Annotated in this window: 12 protein-coding genes; 8 read left to right on the forward strand and 4 right to left on the reverse strand. The window is 71.2% G+C overall.

Annotated features, from left to right (window positions below; all coding sequences use genetic code 11):
* Window positions 1–12 precede the first annotated feature (12 nt).
* From AC6JA9_RS36335 to AC6JA9_RS36350, 4 genes are all read left to right on the forward strand, one after another.
* Window positions 13–378 (forward strand): ArsR/SmtB family transcription factor, encoded by a 366-nt coding sequence (locus AC6JA9_RS36335; protein WP_223747114.1) that lies wholly within the window; start codon window positions 13–15, stop codon window positions 376–378.
* On the forward strand, window positions 375–848 hold the full coding sequence (locus tag AC6JA9_RS36340) for an SRPBCC family protein (RefSeq protein ID WP_223747113.1): 474 nt from the start codon (window positions 375–377) through the stop codon (window positions 846–848). The genes AC6JA9_RS36335 and AC6JA9_RS36340 overlap by 4 nt, the downstream gene beginning before the upstream one ends.
* On the forward strand, window positions 841–1374 hold the full coding sequence (locus AC6JA9_RS36345; protein WP_223747112.1) for an SRPBCC family protein: 534 nt from the start codon (window positions 841–843) through the stop codon (window positions 1372–1374). The genes AC6JA9_RS36340 and AC6JA9_RS36345 overlap by 8 nt, the downstream gene beginning before the upstream one ends.
* Before the next feature lie 100 nt (window positions 1375–1474).
* A complete protein-coding gene (locus AC6JA9_RS36350) occupies window positions 1475–1915 on the forward strand; it encodes a CBS domain-containing protein (RefSeq protein ID WP_223747111.1) in 441 nt (146 codons plus the stop codon).
* 20 nt (window positions 1916–1935) lie between these two features.
* Here AC6JA9_RS36350 and AC6JA9_RS36355 read toward each other — a convergent pair whose 3' ends face one another.
* The 3 genes from AC6JA9_RS36355 to AC6JA9_RS36365 all read right to left on the reverse strand — a co-directional run bounded on the left by AC6JA9_RS36355 (window position 1936) and on the right by AC6JA9_RS36365 (window position 4860).
* Window positions 1936–2727 (reverse strand): alpha/beta hydrolase, encoded by a 792-nt coding sequence (locus AC6JA9_RS36355; RefSeq protein WP_497958520.1) that lies wholly within the window; start codon window positions 2725–2727, stop codon window positions 1936–1938.
* Between the two features lie 51 nt (window positions 2728–2778).
* A complete protein-coding gene (locus AC6JA9_RS36360; RefSeq protein WP_223782564.1) occupies window positions 2779–4017 on the reverse strand; it encodes a DUF1501 domain-containing protein in 1239 nt (412 codons plus the stop codon).
* Between the two features lie 138 nt (window positions 4018–4155).
* Complete coding sequence (locus AC6JA9_RS36365) at window positions 4156–4860, reverse strand: type 1 glutamine amidotransferase domain-containing protein (RefSeq protein ID WP_223782565.1); 705 nt, start codon at window positions 4858–4860, stop codon at window positions 4156–4158.
* 104 nt (window positions 4861–4964) lie between these two features.
* Between AC6JA9_RS36365 and AC6JA9_RS36370 the strand changes: the two genes are divergently transcribed.
* Together AC6JA9_RS36370 and AC6JA9_RS36375 are read left to right on the forward strand one after the other, a co-directional pair.
* On the forward strand, window positions 4965–5885 hold the full coding sequence (locus AC6JA9_RS36370; RefSeq protein ID WP_223782566.1) for a LysR family transcriptional regulator: 921 nt from the start codon (window positions 4965–4967) through the stop codon (window positions 5883–5885).
* Window positions 5886–6482: 597 nt separating this feature from the next.
* Window positions 6483–11021, forward strand: a complete 4539-nt coding sequence (locus AC6JA9_RS36375) for an alpha/beta fold hydrolase (protein WP_497960810.1) — start codon at window positions 6483–6485, stop codon at window positions 11019–11021.
* Window positions 11022–11027: 6 nt separating this feature from the next.
* Here AC6JA9_RS36375 and AC6JA9_RS36380 read toward each other — a convergent pair whose 3' ends face one another.
* Window positions 11028–12632, reverse strand: coding sequence for a DUF1800 domain-containing protein (locus AC6JA9_RS36380; protein WP_497958521.1), 1605 nt, complete (start codon window positions 12630–12632; stop codon window positions 11028–11030).
* Window positions 12633–12795: 163 nt separating this feature from the next.
* Between AC6JA9_RS36380 and AC6JA9_RS36385 the strand changes: the two genes are divergently transcribed.
* Both AC6JA9_RS36385 and AC6JA9_RS36390 read left to right on the forward strand, forming a co-directional pair.
* On the forward strand, window positions 12796–14631 hold the full coding sequence (locus tag AC6JA9_RS36385; RefSeq protein WP_497958522.1) for a protein-arginine deiminase family protein: 1836 nt from the start codon (window positions 12796–12798) through the stop codon (window positions 14629–14631).
* On the forward strand, window positions 14628–15542 hold the full coding sequence (locus AC6JA9_RS36390; protein WP_497958523.1) for a hypothetical protein: 915 nt from the start codon (window positions 14628–14630) through the stop codon (window positions 15540–15542). Before AC6JA9_RS36385 ends, AC6JA9_RS36390 begins: the two co-directional genes overlap by 4 nt.
* Window position 15543 lies beyond the last annotated feature (1 nt).

Here is a 15543-nt window from a genome sequence, read left to right on the forward strand (position 1 = left end):
ATATTCAACCTCATGGTTGAACAACACGCGAGCCAGCTCGACCACACGTTCCATGCGCTGTCCGACCCGACACGTCGGGCGATGCTGCGCAACCTGTCGGTGCACGAGCGCAGCGTCGGAGAGCTGGCGGCGCCCTTCCAGATGTCCCTGGCCGCGGCGTCCAAGCACATCAAGGTGCTGGAGCGTGCGGGGCTGGTGCACCGCGAGGTGAAGGGCCGCACGCACGTCTGCCGGCTCAACGCCCGGCCACTGTCGGACGCGCAGGACTGGATTCGCTACTACGAGCGCTTCTGGAGCGAGCGGCTCGACATGCTGGAGAGCCTGCTGCGCGGCGAGGCTCCCACGCCCCCTTCCCCCAAGAAAGGACGCACCCGGTGAATGCCTCGAAGACGGTCCAGGTCCAGCTCACCCGCTTCTTCCCCGCCAGCGCCGAGCGCGTCTTCGACGCGTGGCTGAGCCCCGAGACGCTCGGCCGGTGGATGTGGGGCCCGGGTGTGCGCGACGAGGAGGTGGTGCACCTGCGGCTCGACGCGCGCGTGGGCGGCGGCTTCTCCTTCCTCGTGCGCAGGAAGGGTCAGGACATCGACCACATCGGGACCTATCTGGAGATAGCCCGTCCCCAGCGACTGGTCTTCACGTGGGCCATCCGCGAGGAGCCGATGAGCGAGGAGAACATCAGCCGCGTCACCCTGGACTTCCGGCCGAGGGACGCGGGCTGTGAGCTGACGTTGACGCACGTCATGTCGGACACGTGGGCGGAGTATGCGGACCGCACGCAGGCGGGCTGGGCCACCATGCTCACCACCCTGGCGCGCGAGCTGGCCGTGGAGACCCCGCGCCATGGCTGAACACGGCGTCGTCACCGAGCCCCAGACGGTGCGCCTGGAGCGCGTGCTGCCGGGTCCGCTGGAGCGCGTGTGGGCGTTCCTCACGGCCCCGGAGCTGCGCGGGAAGTGGCTCGCCGCCGGGGACATGGAGCTGCGCGAAGGTGGAAGCGTCGAGCTGCGCTTCCAGCACGCCCACCTCTCCCACGAGCCGGTGCCCCAGCGCTATCAGGTGATGCGCGATGGCCATCGCCACACGGGGCGCGTGCTCCGCTGCGAGCCGCCACACGTGCTGAGCTACACCTGGGCCGAGCAGACGGGCGCCCCCTCCGAGGTCACCTTCGAGCTGAGCGCTCGGGGCTCGGACGTGCTGCTCGTCGTCACGCACCGGCGCCTCGTCACGCGCGAGGACCGCGTCAGCGTCGCGAGCGGCTGGGACACCCACCTGGGCATCCTCGAGGACCAGCTGCGCGGACAGACGCCTCGCGGCTTCTGGTCCACCCACGCACGCCTGGAGGCCGAGTACGAGGAGCGCTTCCCTCGGGATTGAAGTCCTCGGCGCGTGACGGGCCCTCGCCTTGTTGCCCGCCGCGGCTCGAGACCTCGAGGCGCACCTTCCTGGGGAGACTCATTCTCCCTGGGAGGTCGCCATGAAGGTCGGAGAAGCCATGACCGCCAATCCCGTCACCTGTCTGCCCGACACGGGCATCGAACAGGCGGCGCGATGGATGGTCGAGTGTGACTGCGGGGCCCTGCCCGTCATCGACGCCGACAACCGGCCGCTGGGCATCATCACGGACCGGGACATCACCTGCCGCATCATCGCCAAGGGGAAGGACCCCTACATGCTGGACGTGACGGCGGCGATGAGCGCGCCCGCGGCCACCGTGTACCGCGACACCCCCTTGGAGGACTGCCTGGCGTTGATGGAGCAGAACCAGGTGCGGCGAATGGTGGTGCTCGACGACGACAACACCGTCTGCGGCATGGTGGCGCAGGCGGACCTGGTGAAGCGTCTGGGCGCGGAGGAGACCGCCGAGCTGATGCGCGAGGTCTCCATCGACACGCAGTCCGCGTCGCAGGTGCACTGACGACGGCGTGCGCTGGAGCCTCAGTCGCCGCCGAGCGCGAACGCGGCCATGCGTTGCACGCGGTCCGGCCCCGAGCGCTCCAGCACGTCGTTGTGCCCCGCGTCCGGCACCGTCACCACCGTGGCGCGAGGGAAGCGGGTGCCCAGCTGGCGCCCCATCTCCACCGGGATGAGGGTGTCCTGCTCACCGTGGATGATGAGCACCGGCAGGTCGAGCCCCCGCGCCTTCGACAGGGTGTCGAAGCGGTCCCTCACGAGCAGCGAGGTGGGGAGGAAGGGCAGCATCGTCGCCGCCATGTCGGGGATGGAGGTGTAGGGCGCCACCAGCATGATGCGCGCGCCATGGCCCCGGCGCGCCATCTCCACCGCGACGCCCGTGCCCAGGCTGCGGCCGCTGAGCACCGTGCGCTCCGGCGGGACCCCCTGGGTGCGCAGCAGCGCGAGCGCGGCCTCCGCCGCCGCGTAGATGCCCTGCTCGGAGGGCGCTCCGGGGGAGGCGCCGTAGCCCGGGTACTCGACGGCCAGGAAGCCCAGGCCGTTCGCCTGGAGGAACAGGCCCAGGTCGAGCTGGTCGAGGAGCTGCTCCCCGTTGCCGTGGAAGTGCACCACGGTCGGCGCGCCCTCGGGCCCTGGCAACTGGAGCAGGTCCACGTAGGCCCCTGCGCTCAACGGCAGACGGCTGAAGCCGTGCGCCGCGGGGAGCAGGGTGGCGGCCTTCGGCGCGGGGAAGAGCAGCGAGCGCTGGAAGACGAAGGCCGCGACGCACAGCGCGACGTAGAGGACCGCGAGGACGGAGAGGAGGAGGGTGAGCATGCGGCGGAGGCGGACCATGGCCCCGCCCAGTCTGCCCGATTCCGGACCGCGCTATGTGAACAGGCCCAGCGCGGTGCCGGGGGAGTACCCCGGGAACACCCGGGTCAGGTCCACGCCAGGGCGGCAGGCGCGCAGGGCCTCCGACAGCGGGGCGCGCACGTCGGTCCACGCGGGCACGTCCCGGCCGTCCTGGAGCCGGTCCGCGGTGAGGGGCTCGAAGCGGCCGTACACCCGACCTCCGCGCACACCGCCGCCGAGCACGAGCATCGCGCTCCCGACGCCGTGGTCCGTGCCTCGGCTGCCGTTCTCCCGCACGGTGCGGCCGAACTCCGTCAGGACCACCACCGTCACGTGCTCGAGCCGTGGACCCAGGTCGCGCGCGAAGGCGGACAGCGCGCCGGACAGCTCCGCGCAGCGATTGGCGAAGGTGCCCGTGGCCGCGCCCTGCGCCGCGTGGGTGTCCCAGCCGCCCATCTCCGTGGCGGCGACCTCCAGGCCCACGTCGCCCTTGATGAGCCGGGCGATGTCCGCCAGTCGCTGGCCCAGGGGCGCGCGTGGGTACTCGGCGCCGGAGGTGGGCGGCAGCCGGGCGAGCTGCTCTTCGTCCAGGTGCGAGAGGGCCTCGAAGGCGCCCTGCCCCGTGGTCCGCAGCGCGTCGTCCACGGCGCCGGCATAGAGCGCCTCGAAGCCGCGAGTGGCCCGTGCTCCTCGGTTGCCCACGCGCAGCCGGAACTCCTCCAGTCGCCCCATGGCCAGCGCGCCCGCGTCACCAAAGAGTGCTCGGGGCAGCGTGGACTGCAGCGCCACGGCGCGCAGCGGCGCGGAGGGGACCTGCGCCTCGGAGCCCAGCGCGCGGTTGAGCCAACCATCCGGCGTCGACTTGCGGCCCGGCGTTCCGGACTCCACGAAGTCCTGGGCATCGAAGTGCGAGCGGACCGGGGTGGGCAGTCCCACACCGTGCAGCACCGCGAGCTGTCCTTCCTTCCACAGCGGGAGCAGGGGCTCCAAACGTGGGTGCAGGCCGAAGGGTGAGGACAGGGGCAGCGCGGCGCCCTCGCCCGTGGGCTTCAGCGCGAGCGAGGGGCGCGCGCGGTGGTAGGCCCCGTCCTCGACGGGCGGGACGAGCGAGAGTCCGTCCACTCCGCCCCGGAGGAACACCGTCACCAACGTGCGCCTGGAAGGAGGTGTGGCCGCCTGGACGCCACGCAGGAGACCTGGCGTGAACAGGAGCCCCACTCCGGACAGACCCAGCGCGTGCAGCAGGCGGCGTCGAGAGAGGGACTGGGGCATGCGGCTGGGACTCCAGGGTGGTCGGCCCCGCGAGGCGGCGAGGTCCGCCCATTCAACACCCGTCCGGTCCGGAAGTTACGAGCGCACCTCCGCCCCCATGAGGGCACATCGTTCAGGTGGCGCCGCCTCGAGCCTCCGTCAGGGCTGCTTCTTCTCGCGCAGTTGGTGGAGCACCTCGCGCGCGGTGGCGGCGGACGACGCCGGGTTCTGCCCGGTGACGAGCCGGCCGTCGGCCACGACGAAGCTCTCCCACAGCGGGCCCGACTCGTAGCGGGCTCCCTGTTCCTTCAGCCGCGTCTCCAGCGCGAACGGGACGATGGCGTCGAACTTCGCCGCCTTCTCCTCCGCGTTGCTGAAGCCCGCCACGCGCTTGCCCTTCACCAGCGGCTGCCCGTCCGGCCCCTTCACCCCCACCAGCGCCGCGGGCCCGTGGCAGACCGCCGCCACCACCGCGCCCCGCGCGTACCCGGCGGACAACAGCTTGTGCGTGGGCGCGTGCTTCGACAGGTCCCACATCACGCCGTGCCCGCCCACGACGAAGTACGCGTCGTACGAGTCCTTCACCTTCGCGAGCTCGAGCGTGTTCGCCAGCTTCTTCTTCGCCCGCGCATCCGACAGGAACGCCTTCGTGGACTCGGTCTGCTCCTTCTCGCTGCGAGGGTCCACCGGCGCGGCCCCGCCCTCCGGCGAGGCGATGTCCACCTGCGCCCCCGCGTCGACGAACGCCTCGTAGGGCGCGGCCAGCTCCTCCAGCCAGAAGCCGGTCTTCTCTCCCGTGTCCCCGAACTGCGAGTGGCTGGTGACAATCAGCAAAATCTTCACGGCGGTCAGCATCTCTTCCATGACACGGCTCCCTCGCGGGCCCACGAGGAGGGGCCCCACGGCGAAAGGGATACGCCTGGAGGTCCGCCCAGAAAACCGAGGGCTTCTTCACATAAGCTCAAGCCATGCTTGGCAATCGTGAAGCCCTCTGGACGCTGTGGGAAGTCAGCCGCGCGGGGACCCACGCCGCCGCCGCGGCGCGACTGGGCATCACCGCGTCCGCCGTGGGACAGCAGCTCAAGGCGCTCGAGCGACACACGGGTGTCGCGCTGTTCGAGCGCGTGGGGCGCAGGGCCCGACTCACCTCCGCCGGAGCGGCGCTCGTCGCTCGACTGGGAGAGCACCTGCCCGCGCTGGACGCCGCCGTGGAGGAGGCCTCCGAGACGCATCGCGTGGTGCGCGGCGAGGTGGCGCTGGGCGGCCCCTGGCCCTTCTTCCGCTACTGGCTGCGCCCGCGGCTGCCGTCCCTCCTGGCGGCGCATCCCGAGCTGCGACTGGACGTCCGCTTCGATGTCCCCAGCCGCGTCGCGCGCAGGCTCCTCGACGGCGAGCTGGACCTGGGCATCGTCGGCTTGCTGCCCGAGGCCCCGGGCCTGGAGCTGCACCCGGTGGCCCAGGAGCAGTTCGTCGCCGTGGCCTCCCCCGGCTACCTGAAGCGCTGGGGGACACCGAGGAGCGCCCGCGACTTCGCCGCGCATCGCTTCGTCGCCTTCGACGCGGACCTGGCCATGCTCCTGCCCTGGTGGCGCGCGGCCTTCGGCGCGAAGGAGCCGCTGCCGACGCAGGTGGTCTGCCGCATCGCCAACCTCGACGAGATGCTCGCGCTGGCGGAGGCGGGCGTGGGGTTGGCGGTGCTGCCCGACTACCTGGTCCAGCCGGCACTGCGCGAGGGCCGAGTCGCAGCGCTCGAGGCACCGCGACGCGCAGCGCGTCGTCCCTCAGGGACCCTCTGGGTGGCCTGGCGCAAGGCCGCCGCGCCCACCGCGCGATTCCTCGCGGTCCGCGACTGGCTCCTTGCGAAAGACAGACGTGTCCAGCGTGCATGAAGGGTTCTGTCACGGCCCACCGGAGCGTCGAATCTCCGACGGGGCGCGGAGCGGCCGTGTCTGGAAAGGAATCACGGATACCCGCCTCGTACGCCAGGACCGGTAGGCGGTGCCCAAGGCCTTGCCTATCCATCCCCCCTCAAAATTCTTCGAGGGGGAGCGCCCATGCGGTTGTCGTCGAACCAGGACCCCGAAACGCAGGCCGTCGTTCGCGCCGCAGTCTTGAAGATGAGGACCGTCGCGGATTGTGTCGTCACCCCTCGCACCGCCAGCTCGGGGACGGCCCAGGAGGGGTTCCGGGTCCACGTGGCCACCCGAGGCCCCCTGACCGAGCAAGCCGTCCTCGAGCACCTGCGCGCCCACTGTCCTCGACAGCTCGGGCCCCTGGACATCGTCCTCGTCCATGCCCTGCCGCCCTCGCGACGTCCAGGTGACCTGGAGGACCTGGGCCTCGCGGTGCTCGACGAGACACTCGTCATGCACTGCCAACGCGTCGTCGACGCCCTGCTGGGCTCCGGACACTTCCAGGTGTCCGTCGGCGACGCGGACTCCACGCCCGGAGCCTTGAGGCTCCGACGCGCACCGGACTCCTCCTCCATGGTTGACCGGAGCAACCTTCCGGCCATCGCGACGAGCACTGCCGGACACTCGGTCCGGGAAGCGCTCGCCGACGGTGGCCCGGCCCTTTCTGGCGCGGAGCGGACGTTGACCGAGGTCCTGCTCGCGGCGGTGGCGCGGACGCCGGAGCAGAGAATCGTCCACGTCGAGGCGGAGGGCGTGGAGCGGACCGACACCTACCGCGAGCTGCTGTCGAGGGCCCTGCGAGTCGCCGGAGGGCTGCGGAGTGAGGGGCTCACGGCGGGCCAGCGGGTGATGTTCCAGTTGCCGGGGACGCGCGACTTCATCACCGCGTTCTGGGGCTGCATCCTCGCGGGCCTGGTGCCCGCGCCCATCGCGACTCCCGCCGAGTACGCCGAGGGGATTCCCGGGGTGAGCAAGCTGCTGGCGGCCTGGAAGGCGCTGCGCGAGCCCCTCGTCCTCATCGACGCCTCGCAACAGGCCTCACTCCAGGCGTTCGCCACGAGCCACGGCCACACGGTGAGGACGGCCACCGTCGAGGAGCTCGCCCGCCATGAGCCGGCGAAGCCGCACCTGGACGCGACGCCCGACGACATCACGCTGCTCCTGTTCACCTCCGGCAGCACGGGCACGCCCAAGACAGTGCCCCTGAGCCACAAGGCCATCCTCACCGAGGCTCGTGGCACCGCGCGGGTGATGAACACGGGCCCCCAGGACGTGTCCTTCCACTGGATGCCGCTGGAGCACGGCGGCAGCCTGGCGATGGTCCACACCCGGGACATCCTCTCCTCCTGCGCCGAGGTGCATGTCCCCACGCAGCTCATCCTCGGCGAGCCCCTGCGCTGGCTCGATTGGATGGAGCGCCACGGCGCCACGCTGAGCTGGGCGCCCCACTTCGCCTTCGGGTTGATTGTCGGTGAGCTGGGCCGCAAGCCGTCGGCGCAGCGGTGGGACCTCTCCCGGGTCCGCATCCTGGTCAACGGGGGCGAGGCCATCGTCTCCAGGACGGCGCGGGAGTTCCTGCGGGCCCTTTCGTCCCACGGCCTGCGCGACTCCGCCATATGGCCGGCATGGGGGATGTCGGAGACTTCGTCGGGCGTCACCTACCACTCCGACTTCAACCTCTCCACGTCGTCGGATGAGGACTCCGTCGTCGCGCTCGGGCCGCCCATCCCGGGCGTGCGACTGCGCATCGTGGACGACGAGGACCAGGTGCTGCCCGAGGGAGAGATTGGCGCCCTGCAGATTCAGGGGCCGTCGGTGCTGCGCGGCTATGTCGACAACGACGCCGTCAACCGCGAGTCCTTCACGCAGGATGGTTGGTTCCGCACCGGGGACCGCGCCTTCCTGCGCGACGGGCGCCTGACGCTGACCGGCCGCTCGCGCGACACCATCATCATCAACGGCGCCAACCACTTCGGCCACGAGATTGAAGCCACCGTGGAGGAGCTGCCGTTCATCGACCGCTCGTTCACCGCCGCGTGTGCGCTCCGCTTGAGTGGAGCGTCGACGGACCAGCTCGCGCTCTTCTTCCACCTGCTGCCGGGCACGAACGAGCAGGAGGCCTTGCGCAGCATCCGCGCCGCGGTGGCCAGGAACCATGGCGTCCAGCCCCACCACCTCGTCCCCGTCGAGCGCGCGGACATCCCCAAGACGGACCTGGGCAAGATTCAGCGCACGCAGCTCGCCAGTCGCTACGCGGCGAAGCTGGAGGCGGCGAAGCCTCGCGCGGACACGCACGAGCGGCTGCCCGCGTGGTTCTACCGGACCACCTGGCCCGCGGCGCCGCTGGACACCGACGTGCATGGCGCGGAGCGGACCTCCGTGGCGCTCCTCATCGAGGATGACGCGCGACTGGGTGATGCCCTCCGCCAGGAGCTGGAGCGTCGCGACCAGCCGCATGTCACCCTCATCCCGGCCTCGACGCCCGGGCTCATCCAAGAGGGACCGCGCCGTTATCGCCTGGATGTGGAGAACCCGGTCCACCACCTCCAGCTCTTCAAGCAGCTGCGCGAGGAGGGGCTGCTGCCCCGACACATCCTCCACCTCTCCGCGCCCTCCGCGATGGGCGTCCCCGAGTCCTTCGAGGCGCAGCGTGAGGCCTGCCTGCGGGCGTGTGGCTGGCTCGTCCCGCTGCTCGGTGCGCTCGATGCGCAGCGGCCCGAGCAGGTGCTGTTGAAGGTCATCGCCAGCCACAGCCTGCGCGTCGGGGAGGACGACCAGGTCGCCGTGCATCACGCGCCCCTGCGCGGCCTGCTGGCGACCGCGCAGCTCGAGCTGCCCTGGCTTCGCACGAGCCACGTGGACCTGCCCGCTGGAGATTCGGAGGGCAACGCGCGCCGCATCCTGGCCGAGGTCGATGCGCTCAGCGTCGAGCCCCTCGTCGCCTGGAGGGCGGAGGGTCGCCACGTGGCGAGGATGGTGCCCACGCACGCGGAGGGCTCGCTCATCGACGTGCCCGGCTTCGAGCCGAACAGCCTGTTCGTCATCACCGGGGGGCTGGGTCACGTGGGTCGGGTCCTCACCGAGTGGCTCGTCACCCGGTACCAGGCCCGGGTGCTGCTGCTCGGCCGTACGCCCGAGGCGGGCCTGCCCGAGGTGTCACGCGCGGCCCTGGCGGCGCTGCGGAGTCGAGGCGAGGTGCTGTATCGCGCCGTCGACGTCGGAGACGCGGACGCCGTGCGCGCCGCCATCGAGCAGGCGGAGGCGCACTGGTCGCGGCCGGTCGACAGGATGCTGCACCTGGCGGGGCACTACGCGGAGAAGACCCTGCTCCAGCTCGCGCCCGGAGACCTGGCCGCCGCGCTGGACCCGAAGCTCGCGGGTGCATGGAGTCTGTGGCGCGTCGCGAAGCACCGTCCTGGTTGTCGCCTCATCCTGTTCTCCTCCGTCGTCGGCGCCGTGGGCGGGGCGCTCCAGGGCGCGCATGCCGCCAGCAACGCCACGCTCGATGCCTTCGCCGAGCAGTGCCACGCCCAGGGCCGTGGCGCGACGGATGCGCCCGTCTGCCAGAGCATCGGCTGGAGCTACTGGCGCGATGAGCGCACCGCGGACCTGGAGGTGACGGGGCAGGCCGCGGCGCGGGGCCACGCCATCATGGAGCCCGCGCAGGCTTTGGAGTCGCTGGCCATCGCCGCCGCCGCGCCGCACACCGTCAGCTGGGTCGGGTTCCTTTCGGGAGGACATCACTTCCGCGCGAGGTTGGACGGCCGTCCGCGCGCGCTGCGCCGCATCGTCGCTCGGGGCGCCTCGCGCCATGTCGAGCTGGCGAAGATCTCCCTCGCGCCGATTCGCATCGTGGACGCGGCGGGGGTTCCGGTCTCCATCTCTGCGGCCGAGGCCACCGAGGCCATCCAGCCGGTGGTGGAAGCGACGGACTCGACGCGGAAGATTCGCCGCCTCTTCGCCGACGCGCTCGGACAGCCCGACGTCGGCGTCGACGACGACTTCTTCGATGTGGGCGGCAACTCCATCCAACTGGCGCAACTGCACCGGGCACTGGAGACGGCCTTCGAGCGCGAGGTCCGGTGGGCGGAGGTGCTGCGCTGCCGCACGGTCAACGCGCTCGCGGCGCTGCTCGCGGGGGACTCGACGTCCGAGACGCAGTTCGTGAGCTTCCGGGGGCTGCGCTACGCCTACCGCGTGGTGCCGGGTCCCGAGAAGCCGCTCATCGAGTCGCCGCTGCTCATCATCAGCGGCGCCTTCCAGGACATGTATGCGCTGCCGAAGCTCGAGCACCTGTTGCATCCGCTCGGCACGCTCATCATGGCGGACCTGCCCGGCACGGGCGTGGCGGACGACCTGGCGCCGGAGTTCGGCTTCGACTTCCTCGCGGATTGTCTGGAGCACCTGCGCGCGCACCTGGGCCATCCGCGCATCAACGTCATCGGTATCTCCTACGGCGGTTCGACGGCCTACGAGTTCGCGCACCGATATCCGGACAGCATCGACCGCCTCATCCTGGTGGGGGCGGCGACGGAGCTTCCCGACCAGTCCGCCGTGCGCATCGACATCCGCGCCGAGCAGATCCTGGAGGGAGAGCTCGACACGTTCGTCCAGGGCCTGGTGGAGGCGACCATGAACCAGGACCCGCGCAACCACGTGCGTGAAGCGGAGGCCACGCGGGTGCTGGTGGAGAAGGCCTTCCATGCCGTCACACCGCGCGAGGCGCTTCGCTACGCCGACGTGCAGAACCGGTTGATCGCCGAGGCCCGGGACCCGAGCCTGCGCATCCTGAAGCGCCCCGTCCTCGCCTTCACCGGCGAGTTCGACCCGCTCACTCCGCCAGCCCATGTGCGCAACCTGGCCGCGACGATTCCCGGCGCGCTGTTCACCACCATCCGGGAAGCCGACCACCTGGTCCTGATGGAGCGTCCCGAGGAGATGGCCGACCTCATCCGCCGCTTCCTCCAGAACCACGACCTCCACGGGCTCGACTACCTCTCCGGCGTCGAGTGCCCCACGAACACCCCTCCGCCCCGGAATGAACTCGTGGGTGGCGCCACGCCCTTCAAGTCCCGAGGCGAGGGGTTCCAGCAAGGCGCGTCCGCGGAGTGACGGCCCCTACTGCCGCTGGAACTCCGGTGAGCCCAGCAGCAGGCCGGCGATGAGGGCCACGTCGACGGGCCCTCGCTCCGCCTCGGCGCTCGCCGATTCCTTCCGGCGGGAGAGCGCGTCGAGCACCGTCGCCTTCGTCGCCTCCGACGGCGGTGTGCCCAGGAGCGCGAGCCCGAGCGCCTCCAGCCACGCCTCCGCCGTGGGCGCGGCGGGCCACGCGACGGTCTCCATCACCACGCGCGCTCCAGGCATCCTGCCGGACACCAGGTCCAACCCGAAGTTCAGCCGCGCCACCAGCGAGCCGCTGTTCACCCACGGCGCCGCCACCTCGGGGAAGCCCGTGGGCGCAGGCGCCCGGTACAGGGGCTCCCCCATCTTCGCCACCGCCTGCACCAGCCGGGGCTGCACCTGCACCTCCGCCCCCGTCGCACGCAACGCGGACACCACGAACTCGAAGGGTGTCTTCACCTTCGCCCCACGCGCCTCGGGCGCCCAGAACTCCGGCGCATCCAACAGCGCGCGATACACCGACGACAAATCCCCGTCCGTGTCGAGGAACACCTTCGCCAACCGGTCCACCAGCGCCGGCGGCGGCGAGTCCGACACGAAGCGCCGCGCCAGCTTCGTCGCCAGATGCCGCGCCGTGGACGGATGCCGCGCGAGCACGTCCAACACCCGCTCCCCATCCGCCTCCCCACCTCCCGCCGCGAACTCCTGCCCCAGCACACGCTTCGCCCCCGGGTCATGCGCCCGACGACGGAAGACGAACTGGGGCGCCTCGCGCGGCTTCTTCACGCTCCACCCCGTGAAGCACCGCGCCACCTCGCGCACGTCCGTCTGCGAGTAGCCGCCCTCCACGCCCAACGTGTGCAGCTCCAGCAGCTCCCGCGCGTAGTTCTCGTTGAGCCCCGGTCTGGGCTCGGCGTCCATCTCCGCCTCGCCCTCGTCCTCCACGTCCCTCCGCGCGCGGCCCCGCTCCGGCATGCCGTCACGCGTGCTCCTCCAGTTGTCCAGATAGACGAGCATCGCCGGGTGGCGCGCCGTGGCGCCGAGCAACGTCCGGAAGCGCCCGAAGACATGCGGACGGATGGCGTCGCGCTCGTACGACGTCACCATCCACCGCACCACGCCCTTGTCCGCGGAGACGTTGAAGTGGTTGAACCAGAAGTCCACCAGCACCTCCTCGAGCGGATTCGGTCCCTCGACGGCGCGCAGCAGCTTCGCCGCGGAGAGCTCCGCACCGATTCGCGCCGGGCGCTCCAGCTCGCGGCCAGCCAGGAGCGCCTGCTCCCGCTCCTTCCGGTTCGGGTACGCGTCGAGCAGCTGGGGCATCGACATCTCCAACGTGGGCAGGGCCTGGAGCTTCCCGGCCAGCGCCGGCGACATCGGCGCGTCCCGACGCACGAGCCGCGCCTCCACCCAACCGCGCACGCCCAGGCGACGCACCTCCGCCAGCTCCCGCGCCGACGGACCGAAGGCCCATCGCTGCAGCAGGTGCACCTCCGCGCCCGGTCCGAAGTCCTCGACAGGCGCCTCACTCCGCGCCGGGTGTGAGGTGCTCGCACATGAGAGCAGCAAGGCCGACAGGAAACCGAGGGACACGAGGCGCATGGCTGCCTCCGAGAACCCACGAGCACGCGCGAGGTTACGACCCGCGCTCCGAGATGCCTGCTCGCCCACCCTGTCAAACATCCCTTGCCTCCTGAACACCTGCTGGCTCGCACCAACCGTTGCTTGTACCCGAGCCCCGCTGCTTTTCGTATGGAGGCCAACGATGAAGACCCCCGCGCCCCTGGGGTGGCTGCTCTCGCTGGTGATGCTCGGCGGGTGCTCCGCCCTCTTCGATTCCGGTGGTGATACCGGCAGCAACTCGGACCGGCTCACCGCGCCGTTCGAGCCGCACGTGGACCTGCTCGCGGACGTCAACCGCGACGGCGTGGTCGACGAGCGGGACGAAGCCGGCGAGGAGACCTGGAGCGCCGAGCGTGGCGCCATCTTCCTGGCCAACATCGACGACGACCAGAAGGCCTGTCCCTTCAGTCCGTCCTTCACCCAGCTCAGCGACGAGCAGCTCGCCGGCTGCAACGACTCCCAGGACACCGAGGTCAACGGCGAGGAGGACTTGAAGGACCTCGCGCGGCTGCGTGTCGCGCCGTGGCCCGGAGCGCCGAGCTACGCGGTGGGCAGCGTGTCCGTGACGGGCGCGGGCTCGGACAAGGTGCGTCTGTTCAAGCGCATGGATGGGGAGTTCCTGTCGTTCCGCATCGCCAACGTGCTGCCGCTGTCGGCCCGGGACTTGCGCGAGGGCGTGGACCTGGCCATCGAAGCGAACGACATTGTCCGGGACGCCGCGGTGTGGGATGGCCGCGTGGAGGTGACGCTGACCATCTACCACGTGGACCGGCCGCAGGAGCTGTTCCGGGACACGGTGATGATGCGCGTGGCGCCCGTGGTGCTGTTCCATCACCTGACGCCGGTGCGCAACGTCTACGTGTCGCGCCTGGACACCGAGGCGTCTGCGCTCTTCCGCGAGGACCTGGGCGGCGCGCTCGTCAGCTCGCGGGAGCCCACGCTCTTCTCCGAGTTCGCGGTGGATGACCTGTGGGCCCAGGACTACTTCGAGCCCGCGTACATGGCGCTGCCCACCGAGGGCGGCGGACAGCATGTCATCCAGGTCAACCTCCGCTCGGCCAACGTCAACACGAACGAGCGCCCGGTGCCGCTGCGCGAGGCCGGGCGCATCGTCTACTGGCTGCGCGGCCGGGACCAGGCGGCGGTGCAACAGTACCAGTCGGGCCTGTCGCCCGAATCGCAGACCCTCAACTCCATGGGCAACACGGAGGTCATCCCGCCCTACGAGAAGGACGGCGTGAAGTATCCGCTGGGCCGGCTGCTGCGCGGCCGGGGCCCCGACTCCGAGCCGGACTTCCAGCTGGACCCGAGCTTCACGCGGATGCTCGACGCGCAGGCCGTCCAGCCGGTGGTGTACCTGGACACGTCGTGGCTCGCCGTGGCGCACGTGGATGAGACGGTGAGTTTCCTGCCGGTGGACTCGCCGCGCGGGTGGATTGCCCTGGTGGCCGACCCCGCCCTGGCGCGGCGCATGTTGATGGACGCGCGGGCGCGCGGACATGGCGAGGCGAAGCTCTTCGAGGGCAAGCGCTGGGTGATGGAGCAGCCCGCGGAGATGACGGTGTCGACGCTGCTGGACCACGCCGGGGTGATGGACACCAACGCGATGGCCGCGCTCGAAATCGAGGAGCAGCTGGCCGTGCTCCGCGAGGAGACGGGAATCACCGACGCGGAGGTCGTCCGCGTGCCCTTCCTGTTCCAGGGTTCGACCCACGGCGCGACGGCGCTGCAGCCTGGCACCGTGAACCTGCTGTCGGTGTCCCGCTCGCTCGTCATCGCGCCGGACCCGCATGGCCCCGTCATCGACGGGAAGGACCTCTTCAAGGCGCAACTGGAGCAGGCCCTGGCACCGCACGGCATCCGCGTGCACTGGTCCGACACCTGGGACCTCTACCACGTGGGGGGTGGTGAGGTGCATTGCGCGACGAACGCCGCGCGCGTCCCGTCCCCCGTGAAGTGGTGGGAGGGCGGTCGATGAGCGCCTCGCTGTCACGCGGCCCGCGCGCCGCCGTGTCGTTGCTGTTGATGCTGCTCACCCTGCCCGCCCTCGCACAGACGGACGGCCTGGGCGCGCTGCGCGAGGAGGTGGCGAAGGCGCGGCAGCAGACGCCCGAGGCCTTCACGCGCCTGGAGGCGGCCGTCGCCCAGGTGGGCGTCTGGGATGCGCGCAAGCGCGGGACCCTTGCCGCCGTCGCGCCGCTGTTCCGTCAGCTCGGTCCCCAGGGGCTGTGGCCCATGGTGGATCGGCTCGCGTTCGACACGGGGCAGGCATCCCAGCCCGAGCGCGACTCCGCGAAGCTGGCCCTTCAAGTGGGGATGATTGAAGCCACCGGCGAGCTGCGGGACGCGCGGCTGTTGCCCCTGTGGAAGCACCTGCTCGAAGGTCCGGAGACCCGACGTCCCGCGCGCCGTGCGGCGGCGACCGCGCTGGCGAAGCTGGAGTCGGACGAGGCCGCGACGCTGCTCATCACGCTGTCTGGCGAGTCGGGCACTCGCGGGCTCACGGTGCTGCGCGCCATGGGGTCCTGCCGCAGGCTGACGGTGGCGCAGCGGCTGGCGGAGGCGCTCGCGGCACGGCCCGAGCCGGAGGTCGCCCGCCGCGTCGCGCAGGCACTCGGTGACATCGGCTCCGCGTGGGCCTGGAAGACGCCGCAGGTGAAGCACCGCGAGGAGGAAGGCGCCGTGCGCCGCATGGCCGCGGAGGCCCTGGTCCACGCGTGGACGGACTACTCGGGAGACACCCAGCGCGCCCTCACCCAGGCGGTGCTGCGCGTGGACGCGCCGGAGACGCTCACGCTCGTCCAGACAGCCCGGACGCGGACGCCGGATGCGCAGCGCGCGGGCCTGGAGTCCCTGGAGCGGCAGGTGGTCAACAACCCGCTGCGCTGAG

Source organism: Myxococcus sp. MH1, assembly GCF_059738865.1.